Origin of the sequence: Sedimenticola selenatireducens (assembly GCF_963675335.2) — a bacterium.
Lineage (GTDB): Bacteria > Pseudomonadota > Gammaproteobacteria > Chromatiales > Chromatiaceae > Sedimenticola > Sedimenticola selenatireducens.
Map to the genome: position 1 here is coordinate 1,555,388 of NZ_CAXXYC010000004.1, position 18,942 is coordinate 1,574,329.

16 protein-coding genes are annotated in these 18,942 nt (G+C 60.4%); all 16 read right to left on the reverse strand.

The window, feature by feature from the left end:
- Window positions 1–55: 55 nt before the first annotated feature.
- Entirely contained in the window at window positions 56–1,312 is a 1,257-nt protein-coding gene (locus tag ACHZBF_RS18370) for a 6-phosphofructokinase (protein ID WP_029133669.1), read from the reverse strand.
- 65 nt (window positions 1,313–1,377) lie between these two features.
- The gene (locus ACHZBF_RS18375) at window positions 1,378–1,722 is read right to left on the reverse strand and encodes a hypothetical protein (RefSeq protein ID WP_029133668.1); all 345 of its coding nucleotides are present in this window, start codon (window positions 1,720–1,722) and stop codon (window positions 1,378–1,380) included.
- 477 nt (window positions 1,723–2,199) lie between these two features.
- Window positions 2,200–3,543: a metalloprotease PmbA gene (pmbA, locus tag ACHZBF_RS18380; protein ID WP_029133667.1), complete on the reverse strand. Its 1,344-nt coding sequence runs from the start codon at window positions 3,541–3,543 to the stop codon at window positions 2,200–2,202.
- 22 nt (window positions 3,544–3,565) lie between these two features.
- Window positions 3,566–5,008: a metalloprotease TldD gene (gene tldD, locus ACHZBF_RS18385; protein ID WP_029133666.1), complete on the reverse strand. Its 1,443-nt coding sequence runs from the start codon at window positions 5,006–5,008 to the stop codon at window positions 3,566–3,568.
- Window positions 5,009–5,152: 144 nt separating this feature from the next.
- Window positions 5,153–5,974 (reverse strand): carbon-nitrogen hydrolase family protein, encoded by an 822-nt coding sequence (locus ACHZBF_RS18390; protein WP_029133665.1) that lies wholly within the window; start codon window positions 5,972–5,974, stop codon window positions 5,153–5,155.
- A 173-nt stretch (window positions 5,975–6,147) separates the two neighbouring features.
- Window positions 6,148–10,506: a YhdP family protein gene (locus tag ACHZBF_RS18395; RefSeq protein WP_321529228.1), complete on the reverse strand. Its 4,359-nt coding sequence runs from the start codon at window positions 10,504–10,506 to the stop codon at window positions 6,148–6,150.
- Between the two features lie 169 nt (window positions 10,507–10,675).
- The gene (gene rng, locus ACHZBF_RS18400; RefSeq protein WP_029133663.1) at window positions 10,676–12,130 is read right to left on the reverse strand and encodes a ribonuclease G; all 1,455 of its coding nucleotides are present in this window, start codon (window positions 12,128–12,130) and stop codon (window positions 10,676–10,678) included.
- A gap of 9 nt (window positions 12,131–12,139) precedes the next feature.
- A complete protein-coding gene (locus ACHZBF_RS18405; RefSeq protein ID WP_321529229.1) occupies window positions 12,140–12,727 on the reverse strand; it encodes a Maf family protein in 588 nt (195 codons plus the stop codon).
- A gap of 198 nt (window positions 12,728–12,925) precedes the next feature.
- Complete coding sequence (rlmH, locus tag ACHZBF_RS18410; protein ID WP_029133661.1) at window positions 12,926–13,396, reverse strand: 23S rRNA (pseudouridine(1915)-N(3))-methyltransferase RlmH; 471 nt, start codon at window positions 13,394–13,396, stop codon at window positions 12,926–12,928.
- Between the two features lie 153 nt (window positions 13,397–13,549).
- Window positions 13,550–13,777, reverse strand: coding sequence for a hypothetical protein (locus ACHZBF_RS18415; protein ID WP_029133660.1), 228 nt, complete (start codon window positions 13,775–13,777; stop codon window positions 13,550–13,552).
- Between the two features lie 149 nt (window positions 13,778–13,926).
- The gene (locus ACHZBF_RS18420) at window positions 13,927–14,898 is read right to left on the reverse strand and encodes a helix-turn-helix transcriptional regulator (RefSeq protein WP_321529230.1); all 972 of its coding nucleotides are present in this window, start codon (window positions 14,896–14,898) and stop codon (window positions 13,927–13,929) included.
- Between the two features lie 28 nt (window positions 14,899–14,926).
- Window positions 14,927–15,286: a ribosome silencing factor gene (gene rsfS, locus ACHZBF_RS18425; RefSeq protein ID WP_321529231.1), complete on the reverse strand. Its 360-nt coding sequence runs from the start codon at window positions 15,284–15,286 to the stop codon at window positions 14,927–14,929.
- 74 nt (window positions 15,287–15,360) lie between these two features.
- Window positions 15,361–15,975 carry a nicotinate-nucleotide adenylyltransferase gene (nadD, locus tag ACHZBF_RS18430; protein ID WP_321529232.1) on the reverse strand — a complete coding sequence of 205 codons (615 nt, stop codon included), beginning with the start codon at window positions 15,973–15,975 and terminating at the stop codon, window positions 15,361–15,363.
- A 40-nt stretch (window positions 15,976–16,015) separates the two neighbouring features.
- On the reverse strand, window positions 16,016–17,287 hold the full coding sequence (locus tag ACHZBF_RS18435) for a glutamate-5-semialdehyde dehydrogenase (protein ID WP_321529233.1): 1,272 nt from the start codon (window positions 17,285–17,287) through the stop codon (window positions 16,016–16,018).
- 86 nt (window positions 17,288–17,373) lie between these two features.
- The gene (gene holA, locus ACHZBF_RS18440) at window positions 17,374–18,399 is read right to left on the reverse strand and encodes a DNA polymerase III subunit delta (protein ID WP_029133655.1); all 1,026 of its coding nucleotides are present in this window, start codon (window positions 18,397–18,399) and stop codon (window positions 17,374–17,376) included.
- 20 nt (window positions 18,400–18,419) lie between these two features.
- Window positions 18,420–18,920, reverse strand: coding sequence for an LPS-assembly lipoprotein LptE (locus ACHZBF_RS18445; protein WP_029133654.1), 501 nt, complete (start codon window positions 18,918–18,920; stop codon window positions 18,420–18,422).
- Window positions 18,921–18,942: the final 22 nt, after the last annotated feature.

The following is an 18,942-nucleotide window of genomic DNA, read 5'->3' on the forward strand; positions in this document are numbered from 1 at the left end:
TTGACGCGGGTCGCTCTACTCACCACATCCTATGGATTCACGGAATTATACCGGTTCAGAGTTCAAATCCGGGTAGCTTTTTCTCCACGATAGCGTTTTTCAGGGTCACATAGCGGGGCATGCCGTTATCGTCGTACTCCGGATAGGCCTCGCCCTTGATCAAGGGATAGAGATACTCCTTGCACTTGTCGGTAATGCCGTAACCGTCTTCGGAGATGAAATCCATCGGCATCATCTTCTCCACATTGGCAACCTCGCTCAGTGGGGCCTCACCGATATGCCATTTGTAGGGCGTGGAAGATTCCCGTACCACGGTGGGCATGATGGAGTTCTTGCCCTCCAGTGCCTTTTCAACGGCGGCCACACCCAGTGCATAGGCCTGCTCCACATCAGAGGCGGAGGCAAGGTGACGGGCGGCTCGCTGCAGGTAGTCGGCCACCGCCCAGTGGTATTTGTAGCCCAGCGCATCCTTGACGATGTTGGCGACTACCGGTGCCGCCCCACCCAGCTGGGCGTGGCCGAAGGAGTCCCGGGTGCCCTGCTCGGCGAGAAATTTGCCGTCCGGCCAGTGGCAGCCTTCGGAGACCACGATGGAGCAGTAGCCGTGCTCCTTGACCTTGGCATCGACCGCCGCCAGGAACTTCTCCTGGTCGAACTCCACCTCGGGGAACAGGGTGATGACCGGGATGCCGTAATCCTCGACCAATGCTCCGGCGGCGGCGATCCAGCCGGCGTGTCGCCCCATCACCTCGATAACGAAAATCTTGGTGGAGGTGGCGGCCATGGAGCGCACATCGAAACTGGCCTCCAGGGTGGAGACGGCGATGTATTTGGCCACCGAACCGAAGCCGGGGCAGTTGTCGGTGATCGGCAGGTCGTTGTCCACAGTCTTGGGGACATGGATGGCCTGGACCGGAAAGCCCATCTTTTCCGACAGCTGGGAGACCTTGTAACAGGTGTCTGCGGAGTCGCCGCCACCGTTATAGAAGAAGTAGCCGATGTTGTGGGCCTTGAATACCTCGATCAGCCGCTCATATTCGCGTCGGTTCTGCTCCAGGCTTTTCAGTTTGAAACGGCAGGAGCCGAATGCGCCGGACGGGGTGTTGCGCAGCGCGCTGATCGCCTCATCGGATTCCTGGCTGGTGTCGATCAGCTCCTCAGTCAGGGCGCCAATAATGCCGTTGCGGCCCGCATAGACAGTACCGATCTTGTCGGCGTGTTTGCGAGCGGTCTCGATTACACCACAGGCCGAACTGTTGATGACGGCGGTGACGCCGCCCGATTGTGCATAGAAAGCGTTTTTCTTGGTCATGCTTTCAATCTTCCTCTCAGTAGGTTTTAGTAATGATTTTTTCTGCCGGGCGGGCGGTTGCCGACTTAGATGTCGCCCCGCTCCTTCGCTTCAAAGTCGGCCTGGGCCTGCAACAGCGAAACCGCACACTCGGCGATATCGGTATATTCGTAGACCCCGGTGCCGTATTGACGATAGGGCTTGTAGAAGAACTGGCTGCGGTAATTTTTGTCGCCGGTCTTGAAAATGACAAAATGACAGCCGTCCCACTGCCAGTACCAGACCGGACAGGCGCTCAGCTCCCGGTCGGAGGGGCGCAGACGGATCTCTGAATCGGCCAGTTGCAGCTCCACCTCCTGATTGTAGCGTTCGCGCAGGGTGGTGCGAATAATCCAGGTTTCGTTGTCGGTGATATCAGGAATGGTTTGCATGGTTATCCGGTTATCTTATGTCTTATTGATGATGCATAAGGATAACCTATCCAGAGTATCCTTGCCCAGTGGCGTGTGAATCCGGGTAAAAAATTGCTATTGACTTAGTGGGAATGATCCGTTTACTGTAGCGAACGCTTTGCACTGCCGCCAATGCAAATGTTGGATGTGGGCATGGAAAAAGCTAATTCATTTTTAATATCAAAGAATTAGAAATTGATAAAAGGTTGGCCGCGAGTTATGTTTGGCCGAACTTAATGGATAGTAGGAGGGGGACCGGTCCTGTCGGACCGTTGCCGTAAGGCGCCGTACAGACTCAAGCCGCCGTTAATCATAGAGTGGCCGGTCTGATAACAACAGGCAAAGAAAAATAAGAACGTCCTGGACGTATCTGCATATAAGCCTGGAGGAGTGCTAATTGGGACCTGTTGGTCCCGTTTCTTTTTTCAGCACCTGGAATTTCCGACCCGATTGATTTCACTCACCGGCAATGGTCATCTGCTCGATCAGCAGAGAACCGGTGCGGATGCTGCTGCGTCGCTCTTCGTCGTTGCCAACCGCCAGCAGCTGGCTGAACATCTGTTTCAGGTTGCCGGCGATGGTGATCTCTTCCACCGGAAACTGGATTTCACCCTGCTCCACCCAGAACCCGGCAGCACCCCGTGAGTAGTCGCCGGTGACCATGTTGACGCCGTGGCCCATCATCTCCGTGACCAGCAGGCCGGTGCCCATTTCCCGCAACAGTCCATCCAGGTCCTGTTCACCCGGTGTGATACTGAGATTGTGCACGCCGCCGGCGTTGGCGGTGGACTGCAATCCCAGTTTTCTCGCCGAGTAACTGCCCAGTAGATAGGTCTGTAGAACGCCGTCCTGAATGATCGACTTGTCATAGGTGGCGACCCCCTCGCTGTCGAACGAGGCGCTGCCCAGTCCTCCTGGTATCCGGGGTTGCTCCTGAATCTGGATATGGGCGGGAAAAATCGGTTCACCCAGATGATCGAGCAGGAAGCTGGCCTTGCGGTACAGGCTGGAGCCGCTGATGGCGCTGATCAGGCTGCGCAACAGGCTGCCGGCGATGTCGGCGCGAAAAATGACCGGTGCCTGCCGGGTGCTGAGCTTGCGCGCGCCCAGGCGGGCCAGGGTACGCTCGCCGGCTTTTCTACCCACATCAAACTCCGATTCCAGGTCTTTGGCGTCACGGCTGACGGTATACCAGTAGTCCCGCTGCATGCTGCCGTTCTGCTGGCCGATCACCGAACAGCTGAGGCTGTGGCGGCTGCTGGGATAACCGCCGATGAAGCCGTGACTGTTGCCGTAGACATGCAGGCCGCTGTGGCTGTTGACGCTGGCCCCTTCGGTGTTGCTGATGCGCGGGTCCAGCTCCAGTGCGGCGCTCTCGCAACGCTTGCCCAGTTCGATTGCGGTTTCCGGGGTGATATCCCAGGGGTGGTAGAGGTCCAGGTCGGGGATATCGGTGGCCATGCGGTCGGCATCGGCCAGGCCGCTGCAGGGGTCGTCATTGGTAAAACGGGCGATGTTGCAGGCGGCCCGTACCGTGTCCCTGATGGCCTCCGGTTTGAAGTCCGAGGTGCTGGCGGTGCCCTTGCGCTGTCCGAAGTAGACGGTGATCCCCAACCCCTGGTCACGGGTATGTTCGATGGTTTCCACCTCGCCCTTGCGTACGTTGATGGCGAGGCCGCTGTCGCTGGAGACGGCAGCCTCCGCGGCGCTGGCACCCTGTTGCCGGGCCTCGTTCAGCAGGTCGTTAACCATCTGTTCAAGCTGCGCCTGGCGCGCTGATATCTGATACTGCTCACTCATGGATCTGTCTCGCTGCAAGGGTTCAGGCGCTGGTGCCGCCGACGGTGAGGTTGTCTATTTTCAGGGTGGGCTGGCCGACCCCAACCGGCACGCTCTGGCCGTCCTTGCCGCAGGTGCCGACGCCGGCATCCAGTTCCAGGTCATTGCCGATCATGCTGACCCGGGTGAGCACCTCCGGACCGCTGCCGATCAGGGTGGCGCCCCGCACTGGCCGGGTCACCTTGCCGTTTTCGATCAGGTAAGCCTCGCTGGCGGAGAAGACGAACTTGCCCGAGGTGATGTCCACCTGGCCGCCGCCGAAATTGACGGCGTAGAGGCCCTGTTTGACCGAGGCGATGATCTCCCCGGGATCGTGCTGGCCAGGCAGCATATAGGTGTTGGTCATGCGCGGCATGGGCAGGTGGGCATAGGACTCACGGCGGCCGTTGCCGGTGGAGTTGACCCCCATCAGATGGGCATTGTGCTTGTCCTGCATGTAGCCCTTGAGGCGGCCGTTCTCAATCAGTACCGTACATTGGGAGGGGGTGCCCTCGTCGTCCATGTTGAGTGAGCCGCGCCGACCCGGCAGGGTACCGTCGTCCACTACGGTACAGCCGTCTGCCGCGACCTTTTCCCCGATACGGCCGGAGAAGGCGGAGGTGCCCTTGCGGTTGAAGTCGCCTTCCAGTCCGTGGCCGATCGCCTCGTGCAGCAGGATGCCCGGCCAGCCGGCTCCCAGCACCACGGTCATGCCGCCGGCCGGCGCGTCTTCCGCCTCCAGGTTCACCAGCGCCTGACGCACCGCCTCCCGGGCATAGCCCAGGGCGCGCTCCTCGTCGACAAAGAACTGGAAGCTCTCACGCGCACCACCGCCGCTGGAACCCTGTTCACGGCGTCCATCCGCCTCGACAATCACGTGCACATTGCAGCGCACCAGCGGGCGCACATCGCCGCACAGGGTGCCATCACTGGCAGCTACCATCACCACGTCATGGGCCGCCACCAGACTGGCGATCACCTGCTGCACCCGTGGGTCCTGACGCCGTGCCTCGGCGTCCAGCTTGCGCAGCAGGCCGATCTTCTCATCCTCGGTCATGGTCTCCAGGGGATTGAGCGGGGCGTAGAGCTGGCGTTGCGGGGTGGTGCGACTCAGCCGGGTCTGGCCCTGGCTGCCGGCGCGGGCAATCGCACGGGCGGTGCGGCCGGCCTCCATCAGGCTCGGCAGGGCAATCTCATCGGTATAGGCGAACCCGGTCTTTTCGCCACTGATGGCGCGCACCCCGACGCCCTGCTCGATGTTGTAGTTACCGTCCCGGATAATGCCGTCCTCCAGCACCCAGGATTCAAGCCGGCTGGCCTGAAAATAGATATCGGCGGCGTCGATCTGTGAGGTGAGCAACTGATCCATCACCCGATCGAGGTCGCTGTCGCTCAGTGAGGCGGGCGCAAGGAGGGTGTTATGTGCGATTTGAATGGCGTCTGACATGCTGATGTTTGCTGAATCCTGCTGTTGCTGAAGCCGAGGAGGCCTCAGGCTTAAGGTTGAATCAATGAATATAGTCCATGAACCCCTACAGGGTCGCTTCGTCCGGTGCTGTCGTTGTCTGTTAGGGTAGACCGCGCCGGGTTGTTAGAGTTTTCGGTGATTGATGGTTGGAAAGTTGCGTCGCAGCGAGGCGAGGTAGCCGAGGTCGAGTTTACAACTGACCGAACCGGTTCCTCGGGGCACCTGGGCCAGGATGTTTCCCCAGGGGTCCACGATCATGCTGTGGCCGTGGGTTTCACGGCCGTTGATGTGAAATCCACCCTGGGCGGCGGCGACCACGTAGGAGAGGTTTTCAATCGCCCGGGCCCGCACCAGCGTATCCCAGTGAGCCTTGCCGGTAATGGCGGTAAAGGAGGAAGGCATGCAGGCGATCTCCATGCCCTTGTCCAGCAGTTTGCGAAACAATTCGGGAAAACGCAGGTCGTAGCAGACCGCGATACCCAGCTTGCCGAAGGGCGAGTCGAGCACCACGATCTGCTCGCCCGCCTCAATGGTTTCGGATTCCGCGTAGCGTTCGTTGGCCTCGACCAGGTTGACATCGAACAGGTGAATCTTGTCATAACGGCCGACCCGTCTGCCCTGGTCGTCGTAGACGATGCAGGCGGCGCGCACCTTGCTGTTGTCGTGCGCTTCCAGCGGGATAGTGCCGCCTACCACCCAGATCTCATGACGCTTGGCCAGCTGGCGGAGAAACTCCTGCAGCGGGCCGTCATGGTCGATTTCCCGCAGGGCGCAGAGATCCCGGTCCCGTTTGCCCATGAAGGCGAAGTTTTCCGGCAATACCACCAGCCCGGCACCATTCTCCACCGCCTCGGTGACCAGCCGTTCCACCTCCAGCAGGTTGGCGCTGACATTGGGTCCGGTTGCCATCTGTATGGCGCAAACTCTGTTTTTCTCTCTGCTCATGTTGGACGCGTATTTTCCCTGGGGTTCAAAGACAACGACCGCTGCTGCGGTCTGTCCGGAGCATAGCATTAACCCTGACTTCGGACCAAGTAGGGGCAGGCACGGGGGCCTGCCCTAACGGTGCATGACCCATCCCGGAATAGTTGAGGGGCGTTGCAGCACGAAACTTTTGTTCACGGCTTGTCCGGCGTGGACTGTGGATAGGTGGGGCCGGTGGGTTTGACCTTCTCCAGCAGGCGGGAGAAGAACCCGGAGGGTTTGTCCGTCTTTTCCTCCGCCGGTGCTGTGCCTGTGCCGGCAGTTTCCGTGCCCGAGGTGTCGGGTGTTGCCGAGGGGGGCTCCTCACCAACTAAACCCTCGGTGGGATCTGGTTCTTCGGCAGTAGCGGTGGGCTCCTGTCCTTGCTGTGCCTGGTTGCCGCCTTCCTGATTGTCCCGTGTTTTCGGTGTCAGTATCGGCTCGTCCCAACTGCCGGTTGCCATGTATTCCAGCCGGGTGACCCGGTCGATGGAGTCGCCCATCAGTTGCTGGGCCAGGAACAGGGCGGCACCGACCGCCGGTCCACCAGCGATGGCGCCGGCCAGGGGGATGCTGGAGGAGATTTTCGGGGTAATGGTCACCAGAGCGTCAAAGTCTTCATCGCCCAGGCCAATCCGACCCGAGAGCTCAATGTTGGCTGAAGGGCCTTTCATACGGAAGTTGTTGGTGTAGGCATCACCGGTATCCAGCAGGAATTCGCCTTCGATACTGTCGAAGGCGAAACCCTTTTTGAAGATGTCGCTGAAATCGAGTGTCAGGCGGCGTCTGAGTGCCCCCAGGTTGAACAGACCGAACAGCCGCCCTACGCCGGGGTCGACCTTCAGAAAACGGCCCTTGCCAACCTGTATCCCCAACTGGCCACTCAGTCGCCGGGTACTGAAGTCGACGGGTGATCCCTGCCAGTTAAGGCGGCTGTCGAGCTCAACCGGTGCGCCATCGATGTTGTCTGACAGCTGCATGTCCCTGAGTGCGGCGCCGAGGTTGCGGCTGGAAAGTGCGATATCAATCCGGGAGCTGGACTCCGGGGCCTGATCCAGCTGCCAGTTTCCGGTGGCCGAGAGTTGCAGTCGATCCGAATTGAGCGACAGGGTCTGCAGTGTCAGGCCATTGTCACGACGTTGGGTAATCAGCTGCAGTTTGCCAAACGGTTTGCCGTTGATGTTGACCTTGGACACCTGCGCCTCGATGGCTGGTATCCGGTTTGGATCCAGTTGTTCCTGTGCCTTCCGCGGCGTTGTGTCCTGGGTGTTGAACAGGTTGTCATCAATGGTCAGGTTCAGGTGATCGAGGGTCAGTCTGATGGGGGCCTCCAGCAGACGCAGCGGCACCACGACTTCGCCGGCAAAGTGGCTGCTGCTGAATTGCCCCTTCCGTTCCCGCTGATCACGCGCCAGATCAAGATTAAAGTCGGTCACCGCCATCTGTTTGTACTGCAACTGATCGGCAGTCAGCAGGAGGCGTTGCGGCATGGCCGTTTCGGTGTCGCTTGCGGGGCTGTCGAGCATACCCAGCCAGGGATCCAGTCGCAGGCGCTTGAGTCGGGCGGTAACTGCAGTTGAGCGGGAGGGTTTATGCGGTAGCAGGATAGCGCCCTCGGCCCAGTCGCTGATGATATTTCCTTCCCAGTGAGTGTCTCCCCGGTTCAGCGTGAGACCTACCTGGTCTGTCTGTTGTGGGCCTATCTCCAGTTTATCTATCTCCAGTGCCAGACGATTGAGCGGTGGCAGCCGCGGGGCGGATTCCGTTGACTTGAGGCGGTCAAGCCAGGGCAGCAGTTGGAGTCGCTCCAGTCGTCCGGTCAGCTCAAGCCCCGCGGATTTTGGCAGTTTTGCCAGCTCACCGCCCAGTACAATGCCGCCGCGCTGGAGTTGGGGCTGGTCAGGTCGGCTGCGATCGATGGCCAGCGCCATGTCGATGCGGTTGTCATAGCGGATGTGCAGTTGTTGCTCCGATTTGCCGCCGAGCCGGGTCTCCAGCAGCAGTGGCTGTGATGTATCCGCCTCCTTGCCCAGCGGCGCTGGCTGGTCGATGCGGATGCCAACCAGATCCGTGCTGGCGCGCACCGCTACCGGGGCATCCGGCCCGGCGGCGATATGGGGTATATCCAGGTCCAACTGCCAGTGGCTGCTGCCCGAGACAAACGTACCCAGATCGATCGACGGGAGCTGCCGCTGCAGGGTGCTGACGGGGACCGCCCCCGTGGCAGTAATGCGGGTGGCGTTACGGTTTGACTTGGGGGTCGAGACATCGACACGGATCGGTTGGTCAAACACCTTGCCGGTGATGCCTTTGGCAAAGATGTGATCCTGATCGAACTGCAGATCACCGCGGATATCGCTCAGCGCCATCTGCCACTGGCTCAGTCGTAGCGTGGAGTCAAGAAAGCCGAGCCGGCCGTCCAGCTTGAAATCCGAACCATCATCGATGGGTAGGCTGAAGGCGAGGTCGAGTCGGGTCATGCCGTCGCCTTCCAGGTCTTTTACCAGGGGAGCGAAATCGGTCTTGAGGGGAGACTCCAGGAGCAGGCGGAGGTGATCGGTGAACGGCCCCTCTACGCTGCCGTTGAGTTCCAATGGCGAGGTGAGCGCCAGCTCGGAGATCCTGGCGTGGGCGGCGCTGAGCCGGCTGTCGAGGATCTCGCCACTGCTGGCCCAGGCATCAAAGCTGTTGTTGAGGAAGCGCACATCGGCATTCAGACTTCTCAGCGCCGGCCATTCCGGCCAGTAGTCTAGTTGCAGATTCTCTACCTTAAAAAATACCTCGAAGCGTCCGCTCTGGGTCTTTTCGAAGGGAAAGTCCGCCAGTGGACCCCGTACCACCACGCTCCCTTCGGTGACATGGCCGCTGCCGATGCTGCGATCCACCCAGGCGACCACGTTGTCGCCCATGATGCCCGCGGGCAGATAGCGGTGGGTGGTGCTGGCGTCGCCATCCCAGAAATCGCCCTGCAGATCCAGGATTGGTGATGCCTGATCAGCGCCGGGAAGGGTCATGTGTATTCGGCTCAGGGTGTGAATATCGTCGTTTTCCGCCAGCAGCTTATCGGTTGAAATGACCAGATCACCCTCCTGCCCGTATTGCCAGGTCAGATCGCCCTGCAGACGCCGCAGCACCAGGGGGTCCCGGAACAGGTCGGCAAAGTCCAGGGAGACATCTGTTGCGTCGAGGGCAATGGTGCCTTGCCGGGCATCCATCCAGAAGGCCAGCGGCAGGTTATGAACCCCTGGCAGGCCTTCCCAGGGCTGGGAGGTGAATTCTGTGATTTCGCCACTGGCCGACCAGCGGTCGCCCTGCTCCCGCTGCTGGAAGTCCAGCCGCAGGTTGTTCAGGCTGCCGTTTGCCTTTACCTGCTTCAGCATCTGCTCAAGGCCGCTGTTGGGCAGTGGGAAGAGTGTGCTGATGGCATGAATATCTTCCACGCGCAGTCGACTGCTGCCGGCGCGGATACGCCAATCGCCCTGCTTATCCTGCAAGGCGGTGACACCCACCTGTGACCTTGGCCAGTCGCGGCCATTGCGCTGGATCTGCAGGTCGACCAGGTCCAGCTGCCAGCCGTCGGTTTGGCGCTGCAGACGGAGGGCTCCCGCAGCCTTGTCCAGGTTCAGTGTGCTGGCAGTTTGCTCCGGCTTACTGGCCTGTCGGGTAATGGCAACCTGTTCCCAGCGGGTGGTTCCTTCCAGGTTGATCAGGCCCTTGTGGTCCCACTCGCCCCAAAGTTTTATCTCCGCCTGACGGTTGCTGAAACGATACTTTTCCGCTACCCGGCGATTGAGCAGGAAGGCCAGGTCGATGCCGCTGCTCTGCATGTAGCTGCTGGCGCTCCAGGTGTTGATCTTGTCCAGCTGGCCGCGCAGGTCGATGGCCAGTTCTATCTGGCCAGGGCGTTCCCCCGGCAGGGTGATGCTGCCGTTCAGTTGATGCCGCGCGCCGCTGTTACGCAGTCTCAGGTTGACGTCAGTCAGTCGCAGCGGCGGGACGTTGATCATCTGGTCCTCCCAGATGAGCTCGCCTTTTTCCAGGCTCAGATGGGTCGGCAGGAGAAATGCCGAACTTCCGTCGCCGGGGTTGATCTCATTCAGTTCATCCAGATTGCCGACGGTGATGGAACCGTTCTGCCGACGTATGACCCTGAGCCTGGGTGAAATGAAGGAGACCTTGCGCACCACCGGGGTCAATTGGCGCAATGAGTCAATCAGTCCAATGGTAATGCGCACCTCTTCCAGATAGAGGGTGGGCTTATGGCTCTCGGGATTGATCAGCTGCAGGTCGTAGAGGATCAGCTCCGGACCCACGCCCCGCCAGTTGCCCCGGAGCCTGCCCACTTCGACTGGCTGTCCCAGCAGTTCGCTGGCCCAGTCGGCCACGTCGGCACGATATTGCGCTGCCAGGGGGGCCAGCAGTCGGCCGGAGATGACCAGTAGTCCGGTCAGGATTATCAGCAGGATCAGCAGCCGTCGGGCGGTTCTGAGTGAAAAATGGTAGAGGCGCTTCATCTGGTCCTGTTAAACAAATGCACGGTGCCAACCCTCGGGAACAGGGTCAATTTTTCCCATGACTGTAGTGCTGTTTCGCTCAGACACGGTAAGGCCAGGGCGCTCGATGCACCATATCCGGCAAAAAAATGGCCTTTGTCGCTCTGTATCAGCATAGCGTCAGCAGACCCTAGATCAGCACCACATCATAGTGTTCCTGGCTGTACAGCGACTCTGCCTGCAACCGTATGGTTTTACCGATAAAGCTGCCGAGTTCCGCCAGGGTGGCGGATTCTTCATCCAGCAGCCGGTCCACCACTTCCTGGGAGGCTAGCACCAGCAGTGATTCCACATCAAACTGCCTGGCCTCGCGAAGGATTTCACGGAAAATCTCATAGCAGGTGGTTTCGGCGGTTTTCAGTGAACCACGACCGCCACAGCAGGGGCAGGGCTCGCAAAGGATATGCTCCAGAGATTCCCGGGTGCGTTTGCGGGTCATCTCCACCAGACCGAGTGATGAGACTTCGGTGATGTGGGTCTTGGCATGATCACGCGCCAGGCATTTCTCCAGTGCCCGCAGCACCTGGCGCTTGTGCTCATCCTCCACCATATCGATGAAGTCAATAATAATGATGCCGCCGAGATTGCGCAGGCGCAGCTGCCGGCAGATCGCCTGGGCCGCCTCCATGTTGGTCTTGAAAATGGTCTCTTCCTGATTGCGGTGTCCGACAAAGGCGCCGGTGTTGACGTCGATCGTGGTCATCGCCTCGGTCTGGTCGATAATCAGATAGCCGCCGGACTTGAGCACCACCTTCTGCTCCAGCGCCTTCTGGATCTCGTCTTCTACGCCGTACAGGTCGAAAATGGGCCGTTCGCCGGGATAGTATTCGATCTTCACCGCACTGTCGGGGATCAGTTTTTCGGCAAACTGGGTCAGTCGCTGCCAGCTCTCCCGCGAATCGATGCGCAGGCGTTCCACATCGGCCGTGATCAGATCACGCAGGGAACGCAGATAGAGGGGCAGGTCTTCATGGATCAGTTGTCGTACCGGTGAGGTCTGCAGCCGGTCCTGGATGGCGTGCCAAAGCCGTGTGAGAAAGCGGATATCCGATTTCAGCGTCTCTTCATCCACCCCTTCGGCGGCGGTACGAATGATGAAATTACCGCTCAGTGAGGAGTCACCAAAGAACCCGGTGACGATCTCGCGCAGCCGGTTGCGCTCGGCCTCGTCCTCGATTTTCTGTGATACCCCGAGGTTTGTCAGTTCCGGCATAAAGACCAGATAGCGGGAGGGAATGGAGATGTGGGTGGTCAGTCGGGCGCCCTTGGTGCCCAGTGGGTCCTTCACTACCTGGACAATCACCTCGGCGCCTTCGCGAACCAGTGAGTTGATGTTGCTGTCACTGTTGACCGAATCGCCATTGCTGATGTCTGAGGCATGCAGGAAGGCGGCACGTTCCAGACCGATGTCAACAAAGGCCGCCTGCATGCCGGGCAACACCCGGCACACCTTTCCTTTGTATATGTTACCGACCAGCCCCTTGCGCTGGGTGCGTTCAATAATGATCTCCTGCACCACGCCGTTCTCAATAACTGCGACCCGGGTTTCGGGCGGTGTGACGTTGACCAGTATCTCTTCACTCATGGACTATCTCTATTGGTAATCGAGTGGGGTGATTCCCGCCCGCTGCAGTAGCTCGCCGGTTTCGAACAGTGGCAGCCCCATGACGCCGGAGAAACTCCCTTCCAGCCGGGAGATGAACAGCGCCCCCATGCCCTGGATTGCATAGCCACCTGCCTTGTCCGCCGGTTCATTGCTGTCCCAGTAGGCCGCGGCCTCCTGCGGCTGAATGGGGCGGAAACTGACCTTACTGACGCTCAGCCGCGTCTCTTCCCGTTGATCGATCAGGGCGACTCCGGTAAGGACCTTGTGGGTGGTGTCAGAGAGCAGTTCCAGCATCGTGATGGCGTCATCCCGATCCCGTGGTTTACCCAGAATCCGTCGGTTTACCACGACCGCAGTATCGGCCCCCAGCACTGGCATTGGTGTTTTCTGGTTGGTCGCCTGCCGGCCGGCCCGGGCCTTCTCCAGGGCCATGCGAATGACATACTCGGATGGCGCTTCTCCCGGCAACGGGGTCTCATCGATGGTGATGCCCACTACTGTGTGGTGGACCCCTATCTGCAACAGGAGTTCACGCCGTCGCGGTGAATGGGAGGCAAGATAGATCAGCGGCTGCATGATAAGCCTGTGTTTCTGCTTCTGGATGAACCGGTAGTTATTCTAACAGCGCGTCATTAATTATTATCAGGTCCCGGGATGGCTTCCTGTCCTGCCCGGAGCTCCCATTGACCTTAACCGCTAACCCTACACCAGTGAGAAAATGAAAGACAGTAAAGAATGTCCTATGGATCTGCGGGATGGGAGAGGGATCGCGCTTCAGGCGCGGTGATAGGGGTGATTGCGCAACAGGCTCCAGGCCCGATAGAGCTGTTCCGCCACCACCACCCGTACCAGTGGGTGGGGCAGGGTCAGTGGCGACAGGGACCAGCGACCGTCCGCCTGCTGCAGGCAGGTCTCGGCCAACCCCTCCGGACCACCCACCAGAAGCGCGATGTCCGGGCCGGCGGCCATCCAGTCGCCGATCTGTGCGGAGAGCTGTTCGGTGCTCCAGGCCTTTCCCCGGACATCCAGGGCAATGATACGGCATCCCTTGGGGATCGCTTTCAGCATCCGCTCCCCCTCCTCCCTGACGGTGCGCGCCACATCGGCGCTTTTGCCTCTGTGGCCGGGGGCGATCTCGACCAGTTTAAGGCCGCACTCCAGCGGCAGGCGTTTGGCATACTCCTGATACCCCTCCTGTACCCAGCGGGGCATTTTGTTTCCGACGGAGATGAGGTGGATGATCATGGGCTGGGGAGGTCTCACCATAGTTGCTTGCGATGGGGCTGCCGGGGGCATTGTAACAGGGAAAGCGGCAGGGTGGTTTGCGGTTCCAGACCCTATTGAGCGGGTTTTCGCCGAAGTGACCTGTCTGCGATGTGGCGGCTGAAATCAGCCGGTTTACTCTCCCAGTCGGTTGACACCGAACAGGATGGCCAGGAACCAGGTGATCCGCCGTGGCTGTATCATGAACCAGCCAACCACCGGCAGTATGCCCAGCAGGAAGAAACCGGTGGTGTAACAGTCACGGGGCAGCAGGCCCAACAGGATAAGCCACAGACATAACCACAGCACAAACAGCAGGCTGAGTCGCTGAACCAGTTTTGACAGGTTTTCCGGGGTCGACATGTCGGCATTCCATGCAAGTTTTGTCGGGTCCGGGGGGTAGGGGACCTTTAATGATTTGCGGGTCACACTGGCCCGGTCTGTCCCGCAGGGTAGTCCGTCTACCAGGGGAATCCCGTTCATTATAAAGAACTGAATTCGGAATGTGTAGTCTATTTTTTCTGGTACTGCGCCAGGGTGGCGGAGAGTTGTTCCTGTACCTTCTGGCGCAGTGGGCCGGGGGCTAGCACCTCCACATCGGCGCCATATTTGAGGATGTCCATCAGCAGTTCCCGGTCGTTTCCATAAGGAAACTTCAACTCATAGTGGCCGGTGCCGGAGAAGAATCCCTCCTGCTGGGGGTGCCATGTCTCCTTTGCAACCCAACGCGCCCGCAGCGGATGGAAGCGCAGGTGGGCAGTCTGTGCCGCCTGGCCGGAGAAGATGCCGTAGCTGGCGTTGAAGTGTTCGTTCAGCTCCTCTTCGGTCTGTTGTACGGCCGCCTCCGGGATGATTCGTGCGCTTTCGATGGCGTCCAGTGCGAAGGTCCGCAGCCCCTCCCGGAGATGGCACCAGGCATCCAGATACCAGTTGTCGCGGTAGTAGGTGAGGCGCTGGGGTGACAGGTTTCTGCTGCTGGTCTGGTCGCTGCTGCGCTGGTAGTAGTTGATCTGCAACCGCTTTTGCTGTGCCAATGCGGTGCTGATGGTCTGGAATTGGTCACCCGCCGGGCGCGAGGCGGCCCGCAGGATGCGGACCCGCTGGCACAGCGATGCCCCGCCCATCCCCTGCGCATTGAGCAGCGCTTCGATACGGCTCTTCAGCGGCGCAAGCTGCTGTTCAAGCAGGCCCGGCTGGACATTCTCCAGCAATTGTTGCGCGCTCAGCAGGGCATGCAGTTCGCTGCTGTTGAACCAGACGCCCGGTAATTCGTACATCTCCCCTTCATTGGGATCGTAGAAATAGCCGTTCAGCTCCCGGTCATATTTGATCGGCGCATTGAGGTAGAGCCGCATGGCTTCGATGATCCGCTTGGCGGTGGCGCGCGAACACTCCAGCTCCTGTTCTATGCGCTGTCTGGGAACCGGGTAGCGGGCGGCGCTGAGCAGTTTATGCAGATCAAAAATGCGGTCGAATCGATCCATCGGTGAGGGTTGGTGGGTAGATGGGGTGTCAGTGCCGGGTCGCTTTCTGCGCGCTGTCCGCCGGTATGTCGAGATCCCACAGCCGCTCCAACTGGTAGAAGTCCCTGACCTTGGTCTGCATGACATGAACCACCACGCCGTTGAGGTCCACCAGCACCCATTCGCCCTCTTTCAGTCCCTCAACGCCCAGGGGCGTCTCACCGGCATCTTTGGCCTGGAAGGCGATGGTTTCCGCGATGGAAGTGACGTGTCGGTTGGAGGTGCCGCTGGCAATGATCATCAGATCGGTGATGCTGGTCTTGCCCCTGACATCAAGGACTTTGACATCGAGTGCCTTCATGTCGTCAAGAATTTTCAATATGAGGTCGCGAAGTTCGTCTGTCTGCATGTCTCTCTACGCTGTGGTTGATAATGAATACTGCTGAATCAATTTTATATTAAAACGGCCGCCGCCACAGAATTTTACCCGGACCGATAAAGTCGTTTCTGCCGGATCAGTTCCAGTACCGCATCCGGCAGCAGGTAGCGGGGGGATTTGCCCTGGCCCAGCATCTCCCTGATTCCGGTCGCCGAGATTTGCAGCTGGGTGACCGGTAACGGCAGAATCAGCCCGGCCGCTTGCTGCTTCAGCGCCGCCGGGTTGTGGGTGAGGCGTTCGTGGTAGTGTGCGGGTTCGGCTTCCCCGGGGCGCTGCATTACCACCAGATGGGCCAGTTCGAGGATTTCATCCGGCCGATGCCAGGTGTGGAAGCCGTTGAAGGCGTCGCTACCCAGCAGCAGGCAGAAGGTATCACCCGGCTGCTCGGATCTAAGTGACCGCAGGGTATCCAGGGTGTAGGATTTGCCGCTGCGCTCCAGCTCCCGGGTGTCGACCCTGAACAGGGGATTGTCGTCCACGGCGGCATGCAACAGGGCCAGCCGGTCGGCCGGTGAGAGGGTCGGATGGGCGCGATGTGGCGGGTCACGCAACGGGACCAGCCTGATCTCTTCCAGCCCCAGGGTCTGCTGTACATCCAGTGCAGTTCGCAGGTGGCCGTAGTGGATGGGGTCAAAGGTGCCGCCGAGTATCCCGATCATGGTTCGTCCGTTGGCTCCCCGGAGGCGGGGGGGCCGGCCGTCAGGTGCGAATGTGACCATCGCCAAGGACGATGTATTTGACCGAGGTCAGTCCCTCCAGTCCCACCGGACCGCGGGCATGGAACTTGTCGGTTGAGATACCGATCTCGGCGCCCAGGCCATACTCGAAGCCATCGGCAAAGCGGGTGGATGCGTTGACCATCACCGAACTGGAATCCACCTCGGTGAGGAAGCGGCGTGCCCGGGTGTAGTTCTCGGTAACGATGGATTCGGTATGCCCGGAGCTGTGGGTGTTGATATGCTCGATTGCCTCGTCCAGATCCCGGACCACCCGAATCGACAGGATCGGTCCCAGGTACTCGGTATCCCAGTCGCTATCGGTGGCTTCGTTACACTCTTCCAGGATCTCCCGGCAGCGTGCGCAACCGCGCAGCTCAACCGCCTGCTCGGTATAGGCCGCCGCCAGCATCGGCAGGATATCCTCGGCAATGGCGTCGGCCACCAGCAGGGTCTCCATGGTGTTGCAGGTGCCATAACGCTGGGTCTTGGCGTTGATGGCGATATCGAACGCCTTGGCAGTATCGGCCTGATCATCGATATAGACATGGCAGATGCCGTCCAGGTGTTTGATGACCGGTACCCGGGCGTCTTTTGCAATGCGCTCAATCAGTCCCTTGCCGCCACGGGGGATGATCACATCGATGGCCTCTGGCATGGTGATCATGGCGCCGACTGCCGCCCGGTCGGTGGTGGCGACCACCTGCACAGAATCGCCCGGCAGGCCGGCCTGCTCCAGGCCGCGCTGGATGCTGGCGGCGATTGCCTGGTTTGAATGGAAGGCCTCGGAACCGCCCCGCAATACGGTGGCATTACCCGATTTCAGGCACAGAGCGGCTGCGTCCGCGGTGACATTGGGTCGTGATTCGTAAATGATGCCGACCACGCCCAGGGGCACCCGCATGCGCCCCACCTGGATACCGCTGGGACGGTAGTTCATATCAAAGATTTCACCAATTGGATCGGCCAGGGCGATGATCTGCTGTATCCCCTCGATCATGCTGTCTATACGCGCCGGTGTCAGCTCCAGGCGGTCCAGCAGGGCGCTGTCCAGGCCCTTGGCTGTGCCGGCTTCCAGGTCTCGCCTGTTTTCGCTCATCAGCGCCTCACGATTGGTCTGAATGTCAGCCGCGATCGCCTGCAGTGCGGCGTTTTTGCTGGCGGTGGAGGCTGCGGCGAGGCGGCGCGAGGCGGCCCGGGCGCGTCGCCCAAGGTCGGCCATATAGGCGGAGATGTCGATGATTTCACTGGACATGAGGGTCACGCTGGTCGGTGTTCTCTGGAAATGGGTGCAGTCTAGCAAATTGTGCCGCGCTTGGGTGAGCAATCTGTGGTGGACGGTTAGCCGCTGAACAGCTGGGCGCCGGCCATCCCGCTGCCAATGCGTTGCAACAGCAGCCAGGGGTCCTGCCGGTCCTGGCCCTTGATCGCACGGTCGGTGAGGCTGCAGAGCTGCATGAGTTGCCGCCACTGGCCGATGTTCAGGCGCTGCAGTCCCTTGCCGACCAGTGGCTTGCGCTTGTCCCAGACCTCCCGAGCCCCGGCGACCACCTGCTGTGGTGAGCGGCCCTGGGCCACTTGCTGGGCCAGCGAGCAGAGCATGCGGATCTCGCGTGCCAGGGCCCAGAGTACCACCGGGGCCGCCGTACCTTCCGCCTTCAGACCGTTGAGCATGCGCACGACACGGCCGACCTTGCCCTCCAGTGCGGCGTCCACCAGGGCATAGACATCGTAACGGGCGCTGTCCGCCACCGACTCCTGCAGATTTTCCAGGGTGATCACGCCACTGCCGTGCAGCAGCTTCAGCTTGTCAATTTCCTGGGCGGCCGCCAGCAGGTTGCCCTCGATCCGCTCGGTCAGCATGGCAACCACTTCGGGGCCGGGGGTGAGACCGGCTTGGCGCATGCGCTGCTCAATCCAGGGGTGCAGGCGGTTTCCCTCAATCGGCCAGATTTGGATGAACACGCCCCGGGCCTCCAGTGCCTTGAGCCACTTGCTGCTGATCTGGCCCTTGTCCAGCTTCGGCAGGGTGATCAGCAGCAGGGTGTCCTCGGGCGGACGGGCGGCATACTCACTGAGCGCCTTGCCGCCCTCCCGGCCCGGCTTGCCGGACGGGATACGCAGGTCGATGATCCGCTTCTCGGCGAACAGCGACAGGCTGTTCGCTTCGGCAATCAGTTCGTTCCAGTCGAACCGGGCACCGGCCTCCAGCACATCCCGGCCGCTGTAGCCCTGGGCGCGGGCGAGGGCACGGATGCTATCGGCGGTGTCGTTCATCTGTAGCGGCTCATCGCCGCTGATCAGATAGATCGGGGCGATCCCCTGACGCTGGATATGGCTGGTCAGTTCGTGAGGGCGGACGCGCATGGTGGCAGGCTGTGTTCCGGTTACAACTGGGCTTGCAGCCGCCGCATGATCTGGGACGCCAGGTCACGTTGCAGATCCTTGCGCAGGGTGCCCTCTTCCTGCTGCTTGCCCAGTACCTGGGTTTCGCTATTCAGGTAGGTGGTAATGGTGTTCACCATCTGCGGCTCGACCAGGGCAGTGCCATCGGCGGCGATCAAGGCAAAACGCGCCCCCTCATGCAGTTCGTATTCCGCCACATTGCCGTTGCCATCCACCGACAGCACGCGCCGGTCGCTGGAGCGGTTGTCGATCTTCAGGGTGCTGGCGGCGCCCTTCGATTCGGTCGCCAGCGCAATATCACTGAAGCTGAGGATCTGTGACAGCTCCCTGCGCAGTTCGTCGTACTCTCCCAGGCCCTGGATGTAGACTGGGCCGATGTTACTCGGGAGCGCAACGCTACCCCGGAGCTGGAAGCCGCAGCCCTGCAGCAGAAGCAGCGTCAGTGACAGCAGTGCGAGGCCGAAAATCTTTTTGCCGATCATGTTGTTCTCCCGGTTCCGCAGA